Source organism: Pandoraea norimbergensis, assembly GCF_001465545.3.
GTDB lineage: Bacteria > Pseudomonadota > Gammaproteobacteria > Burkholderiales > Burkholderiaceae > Pandoraea > Pandoraea norimbergensis.
This window is the reverse complement of record NZ_CP013480.3, coordinates 554,520-572,488: the sequence shown is the minus strand read 5'-3', so window position 1 is coordinate 572,488 and position 17,969 is coordinate 554,520. Positions and strand designations below refer to the sequence as shown.

Genomic DNA, 17,969 nt, shown 5'->3' with positions numbered 1-17,969 from the left:
ACAACGGTCAACTGATTCATGAGATTCTAGAACTAAAATCAGAGAATGACTTCGCGCCAGAGCTCGCTCAGCGCCTGCTCAGAGAACTCCAGTCCGATTTTGCTGGACACAGTTCTGCAATTGTTGAGTGAGCGACTCAAGAAGCTATCCTATAGCGGGTTCTTTGCGACTGAACTTGATCAGTACGTGAACCAGCTCCGCGAGAGCGTCAAATTGCTTCAGCAGCAGCTAAGCGAGACGCCACTCGAAGCCCCCCTGTATACCGAGGTCATTGAGTCCATCTGGCGCGCGACGCAGTTCTTGACTGGCACCACGTCAAATCGCGTACCGTATGAGGTGACATTCTTGCTTCGCGCAGTGCTTCTCGACTGGGAGCATGGCGACACCATCGTCACCACCTCGCTGAATCAGTCCCCTGATTTTTACTGCGAGAGGGTCGGGGCGGCGCCCGGAGCGGTCGTGGAAGCGCTGGAAATCCCCGGCCTGTCTGTAAATGGTCATCTTGTGCAGATGGGGGTACCGGAAATCTTCCAGCACATGCCGCTACTGTGCACCCCGCTATATCACGAGGTGGGGCACTACATCGAAGAGCGGGAGGGCTTGATAGCCAGCCTGGTTGTCGGCCATCGAGAGGCGCTCATCAGCGCAATGCCCAGCCTGAAACAGTTTGGGCCAGCACAACACCAACATGTGCTGCTCAACTATGCGATTGAGCATTTCTGCGATCTCGTCGCGGCATCCTATGTCGGCGAATGTGTCAGCGACTACATCATTCAGTGGGATCATTCGACCGTCGCGAATCCCACGCACCCCGCAGCAAAAGACAGAGCCGCGGTCACTCGCGACTACTTAGCGGGCACGCCCAATGCTCTCGTCGATCTTCTCAAAACAGCCCTGTCTGAGTCTCATCTCAATACCCGGCTGGACGTAAAGTTTTCCCTGCCGGCACTCCAAGATTGCTTTTCCGACGTGAGGCCGGTCGTAGTTTCTTCAATCGCCGAACTGCACGGCATTTTGCCCGCGGCCGATGCGTTTCTGAAGCAACTTAGGAGCGATCCAGATTCATTTCATGGCACGAAAATCAGTCGCGTCGCGTCCAAACAATATGCTCATCTGATCAATGACCTGATCGAGAAGAGCATTCGAAACTACATGATTGCAAAGGCGTGGGATGAGTCTCTGGACAAGAAAGCAAATCCTTGAAGCGATGAACGGTAGTGAGGGCAATAACCCTCGGCTCCACATCACTCCGCTTTTGAGCGCCGAGCAGGTCGGCCAAGTATCCGTCGACGTTCGTCTGGGTTACGATTTTCTCGTCTCAGTCCTGAACCGTCAGCCTGCTATTCAGGTAAAGGGCGGCAACGCGCTCGCGCATAGCCCGCAAGGTCACTTTCAGGAAACGCGTCGCGAGATTGGTGATACGTTTGTGCTCTATCCCAACCAGTTGGTGCTGGGAACATCTATCGAGTATTTCGGCCTGCCGGATGACGCATATGCCGAAATCGCGCCGCGCAGCAGTTACTCGCGTTTGGGGCTGGCGGTGAGCGGCCTGATTCAACCCGGTTTTCGCGGCTGCGTGCCATTCGAGCTACTCAACCATGGCAACGTGCCCATCGAGTTGACCGTCGGCGCTCGCATCTGCCAAGTTCGCTTTCATCAGCTCGACGATCAGGCCGAATATCACGATGAGGCCAGCCATCGAAAGTACTTCGGGCAAGTCCGCCCATCAGTGTCAAAAGCCTCGGCGGATGAAGAGCTGACACTGCTCGCTCGTCTACCTCGCGTCATTCGAGCACCCGGCACCCCGGAAATCTCCGAGTAGCGTGACAATGTCGGCTCGACGCGACCTTCGACTGCATTCGAAACCTCGCAGTAAAAAGCGAATCAATCCTGCCCCGGCTCCGTGAGGCGTTTTTCTCGGCAGAGCGTCCACGCCGCTTCCTCACGCGACAGATCCCATTCGCCGGAGCGCAGCTTCCCATCGACCGCAGGCTCAATGCGCTCGAATACATCCTTGGCCGTCCAGCCTTGGGAGCAAATCTTCTTGGTCGTGTATGCGTGGCGCTGCAGCGCAAGATCCTCGCAGGCCTCATACCGGGCTTCGAGCTCACACGTCACTCCGGCTCGCCGTTCGTTACCTCGCGACCGCATCTCGCAGACCCAGCATTGAGCCCGTTAGCAATGGCATACTTCAGGCAGAAGGCTGGGCTGCAGATCAGAGTGGTAGGGTTCTCAACGAAAAGAAAAGAGTCATTTTCAAAGCGTTTTTTTCACGGCGTTGAAGAAGATCATCGCCCCAATGGAGGATCGAGATGGCCTATAAGCAGAATGGCGAATGACTCAAGATGATCAGATCCAACGAGGTCCGCGCAGTCCATGGAAGACTCGCTATTTCATCGATACCGAGTTCACCAATTTCAAATCCGAGGCTTGTCAACTCATCAGCATTGCAATCGTGAGTGAGGATGGGAACGAGTTCTACGGAGAGTCCTCGGACTTTGAACGACCACTTTGCAGCAGCTTCGTGAGCGAAATCGTACTGCCCCAACTCGGCCAGTTTCCAGGCCGCTCAATGCCATTTGCAGCGTTGCGCGACGAGCTGCTGGCGTGGCTGCTGGCGGTACCACTCAAGCCAAAGCCGGTGCTCTGCTACGACTCCGACCGTGATTACCAACTCGTCACACACTTGCTCGGGAGGCAGTTGCCACGCGGATGGAAGCATGAAAATGTGTTCCTGAAGATCAATGCAGAACGTTTCGCGCAATTCATCGCTGCGAACGGCGGCGAGCATCACGCGCTGCACGACGCGCGCGCGAACGCATTTGCTTTCATGTGAGGATATGCGTGGGCCGTTGCATGCCCTCAACCGCCGATGGGATTAACTCAGTAGGAGCGAGGGAACGATGGCTCCCACAAAGCGGCAGGAGACGAAATCTGTCGTCCCGCTACCGAGTATGGCTTCATTGTCACCTTAAAGACGAGGAACAATGCCAATTAGATTCGATAGACCAATAAAAAACATAGGCCGGGTCGTTAGATTCAAAGGCAACCTAGGCGCGAACGCCACCAGCATGATTGCTTGGTGGTACTGCGGCATGTACAAAAACTCCACCGCAGATTCCCAGCCCAACGTTCTCGTAGCTTTTCGAGAAATGGGCCCGGATGGCCTAGGGGATGAGGTCACGCATCGTCGCGTCCCGCTCACCGCCCTTGGCCAAGTGCGCATTGGGAGTATCTGGAAAGATCAGCACTGCCGATCACAGGCCGTCTTCGAAGAAAAAAAATTTGACGTGGTAATCAACAGTAATACCTGGCGTGTCGTTTCATTTGGCGCCCCCCAGCGCCACGACAATACCACACCATATCCGTTCGAAATTCACCCCTTACAGTTCGAACGTGATAAGAACTGGATGATCGAGTTTGACCTTCAGTCAGGCGGCAGGCTTCTAGTTCCTTGCCTAGAATTTTTTGCGCGGTGCTACGGTCGTTCGGCGGAACTCAAACGCATCCTAGCCACATACCCCTGGTGCGGGCCAAATGACGCTCACAGGAGCCGACTGTATGCCCCGCTTGATGAGGCCGAAGAGCCTGGACGATGGAAAGTGAAACTGCGGCGCCGGATGGTCAACGGCGACATCGTCTTCCTTGCACACGCGAAGTACGATCGCTACACGGAGGCTGCAGCGAGGAAAGTCTACGCGCAAATTGAAGCAACGCACGATCCAAAAGGAAAGACCCCCGCATTCATCAAGATCGCTCCATGGTTCCAAGGTCCTGCGCAACTAAAGGTTTCCGGCATCAGCTTTGACAATGGCAGGTCATTCCTTGGTCTCAACATAATCGGTTGCTCAGACCCCGAGGGTGTGCCGCTGGTTCGAGACAGAGAGAATTCCAGCCTTGTGAATGAAGGCGCTGACACAGGCGTCGGGCGGGAGGCATGGGCAGGGACACCGGAACGACGACTCGTAAAGCCTCCAGAGATCGTCGACCTCACCGGGGAGCACGAGCCAGACCACAGTGCAGGCGCAGTCGAGATTCATGATCCGGACTTCGAGGTCCTTGGCGAACAGCGTTTGATCTTCGACGTTCGGCGCGAAAAGGCGGAGAGTGTGGCCGGGCCGAAGAGCTCAGGTACAGGCGCCGACGAATATTCGAGCGGGGAACCGCACGGAGATGGTAAGGGCGTCGGCTACGCCTCGATTCACGCAAAGCCTGTGCTTGAATCGCAAGGCACCTTACGCGACGTCTGGAATGCAATGCTGTTCCTACAAAAGAAGTATCCAGAGAAAATTAGGGCAGCACAGTGGTTTACCTGGGAGAATGGGTTCAAGAATGACGCCGAACCCCAGCTCATTGGTCTGACTGAATTTGATAATGATGTCGAAGGGATTGATACCAACCTGCGACATTGGTTGTACGCCGACCTCCCCGCCGGACAGGTCCGCGGCATCCTGGTGGCCCGCCTAGTCTTTCAGGACAAGTGGGTGTGTATTCTGGAAATTCAGCGACGACCGCGAACGAAGAAAGACAAGGATGGCGAACGTAAGCCATCCGAAGAGGCCTTCAAAGGGCTGGTTTGCGTCCCCCCGAGCTTCGATGAGTTCAAAAAATGGCTCACCAGTACGCTCTCGTCGATTCGATACGTAAGGGGCATTGTGCAGTCCCTTCAGAGTAAGCACATCGAGAATTGCGCGGCGTTCGCCCATTCGCAGTCCAAAGACGGACAGGTTGCCGGCGAGGCAGCCGTGCGCAATGCGCTCGAAAAAGTGAATATCCGCCTGTAACGGCAAGTAACCCCCAACGAGGTAGATCGCTGGCTAGACCGCTAGTGCGTGTCGCGGAACGGTAATGCCCCCACAAATCCAGCGTCGGGAGAAGTAGAATTTTCTCGTTAAGAGGGAGTTCTGCAGATGAAGAAGTCGAGATTCACGGACAGCCAGATATTGGAGGCGCTCAAGCGCGCGGAGGCTGGTCTGGCGGTACCGGAGCTATGCAGGGAACTGGGCATCAGTTCGGCAACGTTTTATAAATGGCGCTCGAAGTACGGGGGCATGGACGCGTCGATGATGTCGCGCATGAAGGAGCTCGAGGCGGAGAATGCTCGGCTTCGCAAGATGTATATCGAGGAGAAGCTCAAGACAGAGATTGCCTCGGAGGCGCTGCAAAAAAAGTTCTGAAGCCATCTCGTCGGCGCGAGATGGCGAAGCGGGTTGTGCAACAGCGCCGCGTGTCGATTCGTGTGGCGTGTGCGGTGTTCGGTATCAGCGAGTCGTGCTACCGGTACGAGGCGAAGTTGAACACGGAGAACGAAGAGATCGCCGACTGGCTACTGCGTATCACGGGTTGCCATCGCAACTGGGGCTTTTTGCTGTGCTACTTCTATCTGCGTAACGTGAAGGGATTCGGCTGGAACCATAAGCGCATTTACCGGATTTACCGCGAACTAGAACTGAACCTGCGTATCAAGCCGAGGAAGCGCTTGGTGCGCGAGACGCTACAGCCGCTGTGCGTGCCGAAGGCCATCAATGAAGTGTGGTCGATGGACTTCATGCATGACCAGTTGGTTAACGGGCGCAGTACCAGGACGCTAAACGTGATTGATGATTTCAACCGCGAGGCGCTGGGCATCGAGGTGGATTTCTCGTTGCCATCGGAGCGGGTGATTCGTACGCTGATGCAGCATATGGAATGGCGAGGCAAGCCGAAGGTCATTCGGTGCGACAACGGCCCAGAATATCTGAGCGCGGCCATCGTGACGTGGACACAGAAGCAAGGCATCCGGCTGGAGTACATCGAGCCGGGCAAGCCGCAGCAAAACGCGTATATCGAACGGTTCAACCGGACCGCACGGTACGAATGGCTGTCGCAGTATCTGTGGGACGACCTGGAGCAGGTTCGCGAAGCGGCGGTCGACTGGATGTGGACTTACAACTACGAGCGCCCGAATATGGCATTGGGCGGTTTTACACCGAAGCAGCGGCTGACCATGGCCGCTTAGTTTCTACTTCTGCCGGCAGTGGAAAACGGGGGCATTACCGTGGTCGATGAATCCGGCGACCCCTCCAAGGCGCGCCTCAATCTGAAGAGCAATCATGTTCTTCGTCTGCCGTCGCAGCGCTCCTTCCCGTTTTTTTGAGGGCATCCTAGACCATGCTGCCCGAAGAGAACGGCAATGGGCGACTACTATCTAAAAGTGGCGCCAGCAACGTCACGAGCCTTTCGCCCTCCGGTCGACGACGGCACTGATCCCTGAGAGGGATTTCCACGTGGGTAACCAGTATTCCTGGCCACCTACAGAGACGCGGTAACCGTCGGCATCAATCGCGATCGCATTATCCGGGAGCCGCCGGGTCACCGTCCTTGACAGCCTGTGGAAATATTCGAGACCGATGCCAACCCAATTCCGCAGGAAAGCGTCGCTGCCATCCCCGCGCTGTGCAAGATTCAGAAGAGTAACCTCCAAGCTCTTGCGGCGCCTCTCCGCTGTGAGTTGCTTATCGACGACGGCGCTGAGACCCAGCGTGTAGTGCTCGTTAAGGAACCGGATGAAGCCACTCACCGCCGCCAGTTGACCAGGCACCTCGCGCAGAAGTCTGTCCACGACGGCTTGGTCAGGCAATGTATGCCCGAAAGCATCTGCAGTAAGGAGCAGACTCGCAGCTGGGCGCAGCGCCAATCGCATAGAACGTGTCGTTGATTTGCCAGTCGCGATTTTTTCCTGAAGCTTGCTCTTGTATGCTGACAGCGCGATGGCGCCAACAGTGCCGGCGGGCACGGTAGAAATGATTGTGGCGACTCGCCTACCTTCAGAGACAGCCTCACGTGCCACAGCGTCGACGGTCATCTGGTGGCTTTCGCCAAGCCATTTCATCGGCAGTCGAACGCGCCGCAGTCCTTCGGCGCCAAAGTATTTCAGCAGGTCCGGATAGGCCGGAATTTCGCTCCAGCGCTTCTCAATTTCAGTGAAGAACGGCAGATAACGATGGACAGTCAATGCCGCACGGTGCCCGCCCGCATGGCACTGCAGCCACGCTGCGAAGTCAGCAAACAATGCGGCAAATCGCGATGACTCGAACGCCGACTGATCGAGTTTCACGCGCCTCAAGTGGACCCGACGCCAGTAACAGGGTTCGCAAGCATTCCTACGACCAGCCGGCATCTGGCCGCCACAAACAGGGCAACTGACTGTGCCGATAGTCAGGCACGCCTTGCACAGCATGCGGCCATCCTCTGCCCTCGCGAGCAGCCGATGCCGGCGACACGCCTGGCAGGTGGCGAAATCACTTCTCGCGCAGGCAGGGCACACCTGCACCTGCAAGCCGAGACGCGAAACGCGGGAAAGTCGATTCGACGGCTTTCCGCATTCTCCGCACGGCTTTGGCGAGATGAAATGCGGTCGACACGCACTGCATACAGGCCCGTATTCGGTCATCAAACCGACCCTGCGCCCGCGCTCGCCACAACGAACACACGGTCGTGCACTATCGCATTTACGGCACGTGGCGTCATCGTCGGGGGGCAATCGCGCAAAACTCCCGCAGGACGGGCAAATGCGACGCTTGAACATACGCGCGTAGCAGGTCGCACAATAGCGTTGACCTTTATGCCGACGATGCGCCTTGTTCATCATATGGCCGCAGCCGTCGCAATGTTGTGAAAGTACCACCCCAGCGTTACTTGTCATAGCCTCACCTTCCGTCTGAGCCGTGCGGCCATTCGCTCGACAACAACTTTGGAACGCGGATGACGACTCTTCGTTGACGGCTTCCTCTCGTGCAACGCGGCACGCACCGGAAGTGTGGAAAGCAATGAATCCAGATACGACGCCCCCTCGGCACCATCAAATGGCACAGCACCACGCGTGAGACCTTCGGAACGCATGGCCTCTGCCAGCGCGTCGGGGCCAGCATCGAGAACTCGGTTCGCGAGCGCCAACAGCGACGTGCGGTCTCCAATCGGCAACAGCTCGAGTGGAAGACCGGTTGTCGGCGATTGCAAGAGCCTCGGATCCAAACCCAGGCGAACAAACACCTGGGCAAAGCGCTGGTGGCCTGTACGCGCTGCAGCGCGAAGCAGTGTGATAATGAAGCGTGCAAGCCTGAACCACTCCGCCGTCAGGATGACATCATCGCCATATTGTGCGGCCCCGCGTACCAACGTCTCGTCGGCAAGCTGCTGGAAGCGCGCAGCCTGCGGATTCCATGCCGGCAGCGGCTGGCTGCGAAGGTCAGCATTGCAACTGGCGCACAGTGCAATGTGAGAGTCCGTCGGAATCAACCGGTGCGGTTCAAGCACTGCCCCACACACATCGCAATGATCCAACAGCGCGCAGTCGTGCGCAGAGCATCCCGTATGCCATGCAAATCGCCAGGAGCGTCGATAGTACGGTTTACCATCCATGGCGAGACATGCAGGACAGAACTGCAATCCGCCGTGCCTCAATCGGTTCCGGCAACCTACAGCAAGAATCCACGGCCAGATCGCACTGGTTGTGCCTTTCGCACCGGCAACCTTCGACGCAGTTCCACGCAGCGTGAGGTCAGTATATTCGCCGTCTGACAGTCCCACGCTGGTATCCGAGTGACCGATCGTTCCACGATCAAGATCGGTGGTCCACACGCGCCGATGCGGCCAAAGGCATGAAGTCAACACCAATGGATCACAACCTTGGGCCAAGGCCAGCCGAACCAGCCAGGATGAAAGCAGCTCGTCTGGCTGGTGCGTGAAGCGGATGGCAATACCTGTGATCACGCAACGAACTCTCGAATACCACTGGTGGGGCGCATCCAAGCTTTGGTCTCAACCGCTGGTCCGTCGATGCACTCCGTTCCGTTCTGGATTGCATCGCGCGCACACGCGATGAGTAGCCGGTGCAGATTGCCGATATTGCCGCCACAGATGGAATGCAGGGTCAGCGCTAGCTCAGGCTGATGCAGACGCGATGGTTTCCGTAGCGGCAGCACGCGCTCGAAGCTCGCCAGCAGTGCTTGGAACTCCTTGTCCAGGGCCCACGTTGGCAGACTGAATACATCGAACCGGCTTGCGTGCTGCGGGTCGGTATGCAGTACTCGCACCGCTTCGCGCGTGCCGACGCCGACGATGGGAATGGCGAGTTCGTTGCATAGCAGCTTGATGGCGTTCATGACCTCGCGCTGTTTGATCGGGGAGCCGGTTAAAAGCGAGTGGAACTCGTCGATCACGAGCATGCGCACGTGACACGCACGGAAGAGGTGAATGACTTGGTAGCGAAGCTTGGCGCACGGATCCGTTGCGCGATATGGCGTGAAAAACTGCTCCAATATGGATATATACAGCCCCTTCTCATCGGCGCTCGGCGGTGCTTCAGCAAGAATGATCGGCTTGACCGGCTCTGATTCTTCGTTCACGTACCCTTTGCCGCACAGGTCAGCGAAGCGGCGCACGATCGTCGTCTTGCCGTTGTTCGACTCCCCCACGATCAGAAGGTTGGGCATTCGCGGCCGCTGCGGCTTGTGCAGGAGGCCTTGCAACGTCTCCAGAATCTGCTGAGCCTTGGCATAGCCAATCCAGCGCGGTAGGTCCAAAAAGGCAATGCGCTCCTTGTCCGAAAGGGCCATCACATGCCGAAACTCGGGATGAATGTGCGCATAGCTGGTCATGCGATGTCTCCATACGGATCAATTTCATCGGACAGACCGGCAATGGCGACGTTGGCTGGCGCTGAAACAGCCGCTGGCTGTCGCGGCGGGAGGCTGGCCAAGGGCGCGCCCGGTGACACCTTGTTCGCGTGATCCTTGCGTCGCTGGGCCTGCTTGCGAGCGCGCTTCGTCTTCTCCTGAGCCTCATCGATCTTGGTGCGCAGCTCCGTGACGGCACGCAGAATCTGGTGGTGATCGACGCCTGCCCGGCCTTCCTGCTTGAGCTTTTCCTTGACTTGGCGGTACTCCCACACGCTCATGGCCGGCAGTGCTTGGTCAGCGAACGGTATCTTGAAATACTGCTTGATTTCCGGGTCGAAGAACCACAGCGTGCTGATATCGCGTGGATCACGCCGGAACGTGAACTCGCGCTTCACGCCGGTTTTCTTGTCTACCGCATTGATCCACGGCCGCAACGCCTCGGCGTAGTAGCTCATACCTTCAATGGTCACACCGAAGGTCTGCACAGTGCGCCTGAACGCCGGCAGGAAATCCAGCAGAATGCTGTGCCGGTCCACGGGGCGCGGCGGAACGCCTACCCCCGGCATCTCGGCATTGCCAAAGACGCCGATCTCCCATTTTCTGGACGGCGACATCATCAGGGCCGAGTGCATGCGCTGGTGGTAGACCTTGCAAATCAACGTCACCAGCCATTCTTCGAACTCGGATTTTGTCAATGCAGCATGCTTCTCGGCATCGTAGCCGTCGCGTTCCTTGACCGACGAGAAAGTAGTGCCGGGAAGAGCGTGGATTTCGCGCAGGAGCGTGCCCAGCATCCGCTCAATGTGTCCTCCATAGCGCGGCTGCTTAACTGGGCGGAACTCCAGATTGATGCTGTACATCAGACACGACTGCTGGAAATTGTTTGAACGAAAGTCCGCCCCGTTGTCGACGTGGATGGTCTTCGGTACGCCCCACACCGGCCATTGAGCATCGACCCGATGAAGCGTAAGCCAGTCTTCTTTGGGGAGTACGGAATGCGCTACGCACATGGCCACCGATGTCTCCGACGGCGGATCGAAAGAAAGGTAGTAACCAGTGACCATGCGGCTGTGTACATCCATGGCCAGCGTGATCCACGGGCGACCGATGGGCTTACGGTAGACATCGTCAACGAGGATGATATCGGCGGGCGTGTGATCGATTTGCACGACGGCCAGTGGGTAATCCGCATTGGGAAACTTGCCGGCTGCCGGCAAAAAGCGGTTCTTTGCCTTCTCCTTGTAGCCCCGCCCGCGCAGTCGCTCCCGCTCGCTTAGGCTTCCGATCCTAGATCGGATAGCCGACTCCCCCGGGGCGTTGATACCTCGCTCCAAGCAGCGCCGCTGGATCTCCACGATCGTCTTCTGTGCGCTGGGACGTTGGCTGGTTAGATAGAAATCTGACAAAACTTGGCTGACGACCTCCTCGGCTTGTGCCGAGATACGTCCCTTGCCTTGCTTCCAACCACGCTTCCGGGGAATAAGTGCCGAGACAACTTCGTAGGCCCGGTAGCGCTGCATCCAGCGATACAGCGTCCCGGCGTCGACGCCAACCTCCTTTGCTCGACGCTCAACCGCTTCTCGCCCGCCAGCGAATCCGTCCAGCAGCGGTTTGATCGCGGTAAATCGCTGTTCCGCGATCTGCCAGTCCTCGTCGGCAATCTCCGTCAGGTCGACATTGTGCTCCGTCGACTGCAACGCGACCTGAACCGGCCGCAACTCACCCAAACGAAGCGTCGTGCTACGCCCCGACTCAACGTCAATGCCGATCGCAGATTCGAAATCGAGGAGCTGTGCGATCTTATAGATCGTTTGTCCATGCCGCACGAACGCGCCGATATCCAAGCTGACGCATTGCCGGCGCGGCTCGAACGCCGGATTGAGATGAGCGGTATCTTCGACGTCATGCATTGTCCGGCACCCAAAGTTCAGTCTGGTCACAAAGAGGACGGCTCATGTCGCAATCGATCTTCCGGGTCGCGAGAAGATGCCAAATGTGTGCTACTCCGTTTGGGCGGTAGGCGCCCATGAAGTGACGGACTAACAAGTAGTGAAAGGGCGTAGAACCCATCTGCCGTAGGTTGCTGACGATCCACTGAGACTCCTCAGTGGCGAACTGCATTCTCTGGAACCGCTCCAAAAAGTGGATGTTCTGAAAGGTCTGATCGCGAATGCGGCTCTCGTCTTGAATCCGGAACTGCCAGCCCTGCGAACGTGCAAACTTGCGAGCAGTCCTCCACTTGCCTGCCCAGGTACGCCAGTTCGTCTGCCAGGCCGCTTCCGGCTTTACCTCGACAAGTAGCGGCCGCGGGTAATCGTCATAGGACCGGTCGCCGAGCCTGTAGTGAACCAAAAAGTCTGGCGTATACGTGCTGGGACGTCCCAGCGCATCGATAAACGGAATAGCAACCGGCTGTGGCGTCACGTCAAGAACGTCCAGCATGAATTCGGCTCGGATCAGGAAGTCCCGCTCCAGAGTCGATTCGAAAGGAATCGGAGTCTCCCGCCGAAACATATAGACGCCAGATACGCTTCGCCGCGTTGGGCCGATTCGGCGGGTTTGTCGGACAGACATGGGATCGCATCTATTATCGTTCATCGTGCATCCAGTCGTAGTAAATACGGCGATTTCGTCGCAGGAAATTTCACCAATGACTACGCCAAATGTAGACCTCAGGCGCACCAAGTCGCAAGTATTTCCACATCCTACAGCGGAGCGGTGCCTCGTCCGGGTGAAATCAGTCTCGCTCACCGAGGTGTCCTGTTTCTTGATGAACCCCATCTTAGGTTGCTATCCCAACGTCTGTCCGTGGGACTGTAGGATAGTGTGCGCCCTAACTCTTCGGATGCCACATTACAATTTGGGCCAGTACATACCCCCAGATACAAATGGGTCGGTATTGGGAAAAAACACACTCCATTCATCCGTCAGAAAACTAGTGTTGATGTGCACCAAGAACTGACCCTTTGAGGGGTGTAGTTTTCATCGAAAATTGACCCACGTGATTCAATGTCCTGCTCAACCTTTGAGCAGGAGATACCAAGGTGATCACGGTGGGCATGCTAGCCAAGATCAGGCGGATGTATTTCCGCGAGAAGGTACCGCTGCGAGAGATTGCGCGACGCACGGGCCTGTCCCGAAACACGATTCGCAGCTGGCTGCGCCAGACCGATGCGGTCGAACCCCATTACCCCAAGCGAATCAGCCCCAGCGTCATCGATGAGTGGGCGGAGCAATTGAGCTGCTGGTTACGCACCGACAGCCATCGGCCAAAGCGTGATCGCCGTACCGCTCGCTTCATGTTTGAGGCAATCCATGCACAGGGCTACGCCGGCAGCTACGCACGAGTGAGCGCCTTCGTGCGGCACTGGCACGAGACGCAATCCCAGGCACCACGCACCAAAGCTTACGTGCCGTTGGCTTTCGATCCGGGTGAGGCGTTCCAGTTTGATTGGAGCTGCGAGTATGCCTTCGTGGGAGGCTTGCGCCGGCGGCTCGAGGTCGCCCACGTCAAACTCAACGCCAGTCGCGCATTCTGGTTGGTTGCCTATCCCACGCAGAGCCATGAGATGCTATTCGACGCACATGCTCGAGCTTTTGCAGCATTTGGTGGCGTGCCTCGGCGAGGGATTTACGACAACATGAAGACTGCGGTCGACAAGGTCGGCCGAGGCAAAGAGCGAGCGATCAACGCCCGCTTCGAGGCGATGTGTGGCCACTACCTCTTTGAGCCCGAATTCTGCAATCGCGCTGCCGGTTGGGAGAAAGGTATCGTCGAGAAGAACGTGCAAGATCGGCGACGACAGATTTGGCATGAAGCGGCCGAGCATCGATGGGAAACACTTGCGACGCTCAACGAGTGGGTTGCCGACCAATGCCTATGCGCGTGGCAAGGCAAACACCCGCAGTGGCCTGAGCTCACCATTGCTGACGCGTTGCAAGATGAGCGCACGAAGTTGATGCCCAACCCTAAGCCATTTGATGGATATGTTGAGCAGACGCTACGCGTCTCCTCAACGAGCCTGATTCACTTCCAACGCAATCGCTACAGCGTGCCATCGAATCTGACCAATCAGGTCGTTAGCGTGCGCTGCTACCCGACATATCTGAGCATCGTTTCCGAAGGGCAAGAAGTCGCCCGACATGAGCGTAGCTTTGATCGATACCTCACTTTTTACGATTGGCGCCACTACATCGACTTGGTGGAGCGAAAACCCGGTGCACTGCGCAACGGAGCACCGTTTGCGACGATGCCGGTGCCGCTGCAGCGCTTACAGCATTACTTGCTCAAGCATCCCGGTGGCGACCGGGTTATGACGCAAGTACTAGCGGCAGTACGTGACCACGGTTTAGACGCTGTGCTGACTGCCGTAAAAATGTCATTGGAGTCAGGTCGGCCGAGTGCCGAGCATGTCATCAATGTGCTGGGCCGGCTCAAAACGCCAGTCGGGCCGTTACTGCCCGCACCAACCAAACTGCACCTGACCGAAGAGCCCTCAGCGGATGTCGATCGCTATGAGAGCCTAAGGCCCAATGCCCCGGAGAATCGCCATGTCTAATGACATTACAGCTCAGCTCAAGGGTTTGAAGTTGCACGGCATGGCAAGCAGTTGGCCGGAGCTGCTCGCACAATCCAGGCACACGGAGTTTGATCCGGAGCGTTTCATGAAGCAACTGCTGATGGCTGAGACGGCAGAGCGCCAAGTCCGATCTATTGCCTATCAAATGACTGCGGCTCGTTTCCCGGCACATCGCGATCTCACCGGATTCGATTTCGACCAAGCGCACGTAGATGAAATGCTGGTGCGAGAACTACATGACCTGGCGTTTCTCTCCAGCGCACACAACGTGGTGTTTATCGGCGGGCCCGGTACCGGCAAGACGCATTTGGCGACTGCGATAGGCATCCAAGCGGTGCAGCGCCAAGGCAAGCGAGTTAGGTACTTTTCGACAGTGGAACTGACGAACGCGCTGGAGCAAGAGAAGGCTATCGGCAAGCAAGGCCAAATAGCGCACAAGCTGATGTACGTGGATATGGTGATCCTCGATGAGCTGGGCTACCTGCCATTCAGCCAGACGGGCGGTGCACTGCTATTTCATCTGCTCTCGAAGCTGTACGAGCACACCAGCGTGGCGATAACGACGAATCTGAGCTTTAGCGAATGGGCCAGCGTATTCGGGGACGCAAAGATGACAACTGCGCTGCTCGACCGGGTGACGCATCACTGCCACATCGTAGAAACGGGCAACGATTCCTGGCGTTTCAAGACCAGTTCGGCCAAGTCTCGGGTATCGCGGAAAAAGGCCCCCAAGGGCACGGAAAATGACGACTTATCCACACAGAAGTAGATGTACTAGGCTGATTGGGGGTGGGTTAAATTTCGATGAAAATCCCGGGTCAAGATTTGGTGAAAATCAACACACTTCGGCTTCTAAGCGCGATGTGTGTCAGAAACTGATTGACGATAGGGATTGGAAGGCCGCACCTATCAACAATTATCGACAATAGCGGCACCTCAAACAGGTGAAGATTCTGGGGGTTTAGCGGAAAGCCCGGGCAGTAGCTGCATATTTCTTGTGCGCCGGAAAACTCCGCCTTCGGGCGAATATGAATGATCCTCATCTCCCCGCTCCTCATGAAGTATCTAAACAACCATAGTCGATTTGGTTCGAAGCGAGGCCATACAGACAAATAATGCAACCTAATGCCTGAGTTTCAGCGACGTGTGCTTGAAGTGTTACGTGAGCCACTCGAACTCGGGCACGTGACGATCTCGCGGGCCACCGCGCGTGCAGCATTCCCAGCGTCGTTCCAATTGATCGCTGCGATGAATCCGTGTCCGTGCGGCGATCTTGGGCACCCATCGCGTGCGTGTCGTTGTTCGAGTGATGCGATTGCGCGCTACCGAAATCGATTGTCCGGCCCGTTGCTGGACCGCATCGATCTGCATGTGGGTGTCCCGGCATTGAGTGCAGAGACACTCGCGGGACCGTCGCATGGCGAGCGCAGTGCCGTCGTGGCGTTGCGCGTGCGCGAAGCGCGTGAGCGTCAACACGAGCGGCAGGGTCAATTGAACAGCCAATTGTCTGGCCGGGCGCTGGAGACACACTGCACGTTATGCGCCGATGCGCGCGCGGTGCTGCATCGTGCCGTCGAGCAACATCACTGGTCAGCGCGAACCTATCACCGGGTGTTGCGCGTCGCACGCACCGTCGCGGATCTTGCCGCGTGCGATGCGATCGACGTCAGTCACATCGCCGAGGCGGTGCAGTATCGCGAGGCGACAGCGGCATGAGTGTGCCGATGCAGCGTCACTCCAACGTGAACGAATCGAGGAACTGATCGACCTGATCTTTGGCAGGGGCTTTCGTCGCAAGCACGACCACCTGATAGACGTGGTTGCCGCGTCCGACGAAACGCGCAGCGACATAGCGCTCGGTCTTGTCGCTCGCCAACCCTTGCGCGGCGACGGCCAGCCCCGGCAACGATGGCGCATCGCCTGCCTGACGCACCATCACCTGCGTCGGCGTAGCAGCGGTATCGCTAACGTTCGCGAGCAACCCGTGTTGCAGTTCGGTGAGTACGGTCTGGCGCAGCGTCGCATCGTCGCTTGGCAGGGTCACGACACCGACGGCAAACAAGGCGGCGTCCACACGTGCCGCCTGCATATGCATCGGCAGCGCGCCGGAGGCGAACTTCACTTCGCGGGCATCCTGCGTCGGCTTGGCGGGATACGTCACGGCGTAGGCGCCGTCCTTGTCACGCACTTCACGCCAATCGTAGCGAGGCGTGCAGGCGACGAGCATTGCCAAAGTACCGAGAGCGACGAAAACACGGACAACGCGGTTCATAGCGAAAGGCGGGAATCAGTGAAGGAAGTCGGCCATTATCCGTCATCCCGCGCCACGGTTGCGACACGAGAAACGCGCGATGCCGGAACCCGGTATCATCGGCGCCATGAAACACGGTTCAGACACTCCTCCGGCAATGCGTTCCGCGCCTTCACGCACGTCTCTACAGAAGGCGGGAGGCGTCGGCTTTGTCGGCTGGTTCTTGGCAGCGGCGTTAGGCCTCGGACAGGTCGCCAACGCGGCGAACCTCTCCAGTACGACCAGCGCCACCACCAAAGCGACACCATCAGAATCCGTCCCCGGCGGCACGGTTTTGCCGGGCGTCACGACACCACCTGCTAGTGGTACTGAGCCCCTGAAGGCTGGCAAAACGGCAACACAACACGCTGCCGTTGGAGCCACCCTCCCCGCCGCTACCGACTTCGCCGCGCATGCACGCCGCGCAATGGCGCTCGACGCCCCATTGATCGTGCTCGTCTCGCTGCGTGACTGTGTCTATTGCGGACCGATTCGCCAGCGCGAACTCGCCCCGCTGGTGCGCAGCGGCAAGTACGAAGTACGCGAAATCGGCATGGACAGCGCCGCCACCGTGCGTGACTTCGACGGCACCACAACGACCGGTATCGCGTGGGCACGTGCCCACGGTGTCAAGGTTTCGCCGACGGTTTTGTTCCTCGATACGAACGGACGCGCGATTGCCGACCCGTTGATCGGTGCAGGTCTGCCGGACTTCTACGGTGCCTATCTGGACGACGCCATCGCCAATGCCCGCGCGCGTTTGCACGCCGCCAGCGGCACCACGACGCGCTGAGATTCAGAGTAGAATCGTCGTCACTGAACGGGGCCAAGCGACCCCGCCCGCGAAACCAACCTTGGCTGTTTCATGAGCGCATCGACCTCTCGCAAGTCCCCTCTGGGCAAGATTCTCGCCGTCGCGGTCATCGTGGTCGTGGCCGTTGCCGCGTACTTCACGTTTGCCGGTCAGAAGCGCGCGCCGCAAGCGACCTTCACGCTGCTGTCGGGACAGAAGCTGAGCCCCGAGCAACTCAAGGGCAAGGTCTATCTGGTGAACTTCTGGGCGACGAGCTGCGTGACGTGCATGAAGGAAATGCCGACGATGGTGCAGACGTACGAGAAGTACAAAGGCCAAGGGCTGGAATTCGTCGCCGTGGCGATGAGCTATGACCCGCCGATGTACGTCATGAACTACGCGCAGTCGCGTCAGTTGCCGTTCAAGGTGGCGATGGATTCCGACGGCAGCGTGGCCAAGCAATACGGCAACGTGCAACTCACGCCGACGACCTTCGTGGTCGATCGCGATGGCCACGTGCTCAAGCAGTACGTCGGCGAACCGGAATACGCCGAACTCGACAAGCTGATCGAAAAGGCACTCGGCAAACAAGCCTGACGCTTCACACGAACGCATCAAACAAAAAGCGCCCTAGGGCGCTTTTTTGT

At 57.7% G+C, this 17,969-nt stretch carries 18 protein-coding genes; 11 read left to right on the top strand and 7 right to left on the bottom strand.

Translation table 11 applies throughout. From position 1 onward, the window contains the following. Window positions 1–45 precede the first annotated feature (45 nt). Window positions 46–1,203: a hypothetical protein gene (locus tag AT302_RS02560; protein ID WP_058377075.1), complete on the top strand. Its 1,158-nt coding sequence runs from the start codon at window positions 46–48 to the stop codon at window positions 1,201–1,203. Then, window positions 1,172–1,822 carry a dCTP deaminase gene (dcd, locus tag AT302_RS02555; protein WP_064675024.1) on the top strand — a complete coding sequence of 217 codons (651 nt, stop codon included), beginning with the start codon at window positions 1,172–1,174 and terminating at the stop codon, window positions 1,820–1,822. The genes AT302_RS02560 and dcd overlap by 32 nt, the downstream gene beginning before the upstream one ends. Window positions 1,823–1,884: 62 nt before the next feature. On the opposite strand, the gene AT302_RS02550 is transcribed toward dcd, so the two are convergent. Next, window positions 1,885–2,118: a hypothetical protein gene (locus tag AT302_RS02550; RefSeq protein ID WP_058377073.1), complete on the bottom strand. Its 234-nt coding sequence runs from the start codon at window positions 2,116–2,118 to the stop codon at window positions 1,885–1,887. 217 nt (window positions 2,119–2,335) lie between these two features. On the opposite strand from AT302_RS02550, the gene AT302_RS02545 reads away from it, so the two are divergent. The 3 genes from AT302_RS02545 to AT302_RS02530 all read left to right on the top strand — a co-directional run bounded on the left by AT302_RS02545 (window position 2,336) and on the right by AT302_RS02530 (window position 5,998). After that, on the top strand, window positions 2,336–2,836 hold the full coding sequence (locus AT302_RS02545) for a 3'-5' exonuclease family protein (RefSeq protein WP_058377072.1): 501 nt from the start codon (window positions 2,336–2,338) through the stop codon (window positions 2,834–2,836). 235 nt (window positions 2,837–3,071) lie between these two features. Then, window positions 3,072–4,784 carry a hypothetical protein gene (locus tag AT302_RS02540; RefSeq protein WP_058377071.1) on the top strand — a complete coding sequence of 571 codons (1,713 nt, stop codon included), beginning with the start codon at window positions 3,072–3,074 and terminating at the stop codon, window positions 4,782–4,784. A gap of 126 nt (window positions 4,785–4,910) precedes the next feature. Next, a protein-coding gene (locus AT302_RS02530) for an IS3 family transposase (RefSeq protein ID WP_157125662.1) occupies window positions 4,911–5,998 on the top strand; the annotation gives its coding sequence in 2 pieces (ribosomal slippage) (window positions 4,911–5,160 and window positions 5,160–5,998; 1,089 coding nt in all). 210 nt (window positions 5,999–6,208) lie between these two features. Here AT302_RS02530 and AT302_RS02525 read toward each other — a convergent pair. The 5 genes from AT302_RS02525 to AT302_RS02505 all read right to left on the bottom strand — a co-directional run bounded on the left by AT302_RS02525 (window position 6,209) and on the right by AT302_RS02505 (window position 12,101). Next, window positions 6,209–7,096, bottom strand: coding sequence for a hypothetical protein (locus tag AT302_RS02525; protein WP_157125661.1), 888 nt, complete (start codon window positions 7,094–7,096; stop codon window positions 6,209–6,211). 584 nt (window positions 7,097–7,680) lie between these two features. Continuing rightward, on the bottom strand, window positions 7,681–8,751 hold the full coding sequence (locus AT302_RS27135; RefSeq protein ID WP_167365773.1) for a TniQ family protein: 1,071 nt from the start codon (window positions 8,749–8,751) through the stop codon (window positions 7,681–7,683). Then, window positions 8,748–9,638 carry a TniB family NTP-binding protein gene (locus tag AT302_RS02515; protein WP_058377066.1) on the bottom strand — a complete coding sequence of 297 codons (891 nt, stop codon included), beginning with the start codon at window positions 9,636–9,638 and terminating at the stop codon, window positions 8,748–8,750. Before AT302_RS02515 ends, AT302_RS27135 begins: the two co-directional genes overlap by 4 nt. Next, window positions 9,635–11,569, bottom strand: a complete 1,935-nt coding sequence (locus AT302_RS02510) for a Mu transposase C-terminal domain-containing protein (RefSeq protein ID WP_058377065.1) — start codon at window positions 11,567–11,569, stop codon at window positions 9,635–9,637. Before AT302_RS02510 ends, AT302_RS02515 begins: the two co-directional genes overlap by 4 nt. Next, window positions 11,562–12,101 (bottom strand): heteromeric transposase endonuclease subunit TnsA, encoded by a 540-nt coding sequence (locus AT302_RS02505; RefSeq protein ID WP_237172048.1) that lies wholly within the window; start codon window positions 12,099–12,101, stop codon window positions 11,562–11,564. Before AT302_RS02505 ends, AT302_RS02510 begins: the two co-directional genes overlap by 8 nt. On the opposite strand from AT302_RS02505, the gene AT302_RS28410 reads away from it, so the two are divergent. The 4 genes from AT302_RS28410 (at window position 12,003) to AT302_RS02490 (ending at window position 15,955) form a co-directional block, all read left to right on the top strand. Beyond that, entirely contained in the window at window positions 12,003–12,479 is a 477-nt protein-coding gene (locus AT302_RS28410; protein WP_407668818.1) for an ATP-binding protein, read from the top strand. The two genes, AT302_RS02505 and AT302_RS28410, sit on opposite strands and share 99 nt — an antisense overlap. Before the next feature lie 233 nt (window positions 12,480–12,712). Next, window positions 12,713–14,218, top strand: a complete 1,506-nt coding sequence (istA, locus tag AT302_RS02500) for an IS21 family transposase (RefSeq protein WP_058379935.1) — start codon at window positions 12,713–12,715, stop codon at window positions 14,216–14,218. Beyond that, a complete protein-coding gene (istB, locus tag AT302_RS02495) occupies window positions 14,211–15,008 on the top strand; it encodes an IS21-like element helper ATPase IstB (protein WP_058376310.1) in 798 nt (265 codons plus the stop codon). Before istA ends, istB begins: the two co-directional genes overlap by 8 nt. Window positions 15,009–15,364: 356 nt before the next feature. Beyond that, window positions 15,365–15,955 (top strand): ATP-binding protein, encoded by a 591-nt coding sequence (locus AT302_RS02490; protein WP_058377062.1) that lies wholly within the window; start codon window positions 15,365–15,367, stop codon window positions 15,953–15,955. 16 nt (window positions 15,956–15,971) lie between these two features. Here the strand turns inward: AT302_RS02490 and AT302_RS02485 are convergent, their stop codons facing one another. Beyond that, a complete protein-coding gene (locus tag AT302_RS02485) occupies window positions 15,972–16,466 on the bottom strand; it encodes a hypothetical protein (RefSeq protein ID WP_058377061.1) in 495 nt (164 codons plus the stop codon). A 181-nt stretch (window positions 16,467–16,647) separates the two neighbouring features. On the opposite strand from AT302_RS02485, the gene AT302_RS02480 reads away from it, so the two are divergent. Beyond that, complete coding sequence (locus AT302_RS02480) at window positions 16,648–17,322, top strand: thioredoxin domain-containing protein (protein ID WP_237172047.1); 675 nt, start codon at window positions 16,648–16,650, stop codon at window positions 17,320–17,322. Between the two features lie 72 nt (window positions 17,323–17,394). Then, window positions 17,395–17,919 (top strand): TlpA disulfide reductase family protein, encoded by a 525-nt coding sequence (locus AT302_RS02475; protein ID WP_058377060.1) that lies wholly within the window; start codon window positions 17,395–17,397, stop codon window positions 17,917–17,919. The last annotated feature ends 50 nt before the right edge of the window (window positions 17,920–17,969 follow it).

Excerpts from the sequence above, each read along its gene's own strand:
- AT302_RS02560 (WP_058377075.1), top strand. The coding sequence starts at position 46 with ATGACTTCGCGCCAGAGCTCGCTCAGCGCCTGCTCAGAGAACTCCAGT.
- dcd (WP_064675024.1), top strand. The coding sequence starts at position 1,172 with ATGAGTCTCTGGACAAGAAAGCAAATCCTTGAAGCGATGAACGGTAGT.
- AT302_RS02545 (WP_058377072.1), top strand. The coding sequence starts at position 2,336 with ATGACTCAAGATGATCAGATCCAACGAGGTCCGCGCAGTCCATGGAAG.
- AT302_RS02540 (WP_058377071.1), top strand. The coding sequence starts at position 3,072 with ATGATTGCTTGGTGGTACTGCGGCATGTACAAAAACTCCACCGCAGAT.
- AT302_RS02515 (WP_058377066.1), bottom strand. The coding sequence starts at position 9,638 with ATGACCAGCTATGCGCACATTCATCCCGAGTTTCGGCATGTGATGGCC.
- AT302_RS02510 (WP_058377065.1), bottom strand. The coding sequence starts at position 11,569 with ATGCATGACGTCGAAGATACCGCTCATCTCAATCCGGCGTTCGAGCCG.
- AT302_RS02505 (WP_237172048.1), bottom strand. The coding sequence starts at position 12,101 with ATGCTGGACGTTCTTGACGTGACGCCACAGCCGGTTGCTATTCCGTTT.
- istB (WP_058376310.1), top strand. The coding sequence starts at position 14,211 with ATGTCTAATGACATTACAGCTCAGCTCAAGGGTTTGAAGTTGCACGGC.
- AT302_RS02490 (WP_058377062.1), top strand. The coding sequence starts at position 15,365 with ATGCCTGAGTTTCAGCGACGTGTGCTTGAAGTGTTACGTGAGCCACTC.
- AT302_RS02485 (WP_058377061.1), bottom strand. The coding sequence starts at position 16,466 with ATGCTCGTCGCCTGCACGCCTCGCTACGATTGGCGTGAAGTGCGTGAC.
- AT302_RS02480 (WP_237172047.1), top strand. The coding sequence starts at position 16,648 with ATGCGTTCCGCGCCTTCACGCACGTCTCTACAGAAGGCGGGAGGCGTC.
- AT302_RS02475 (WP_058377060.1), top strand. The coding sequence starts at position 17,395 with ATGAGCGCATCGACCTCTCGCAAGTCCCCTCTGGGCAAGATTCTCGCC.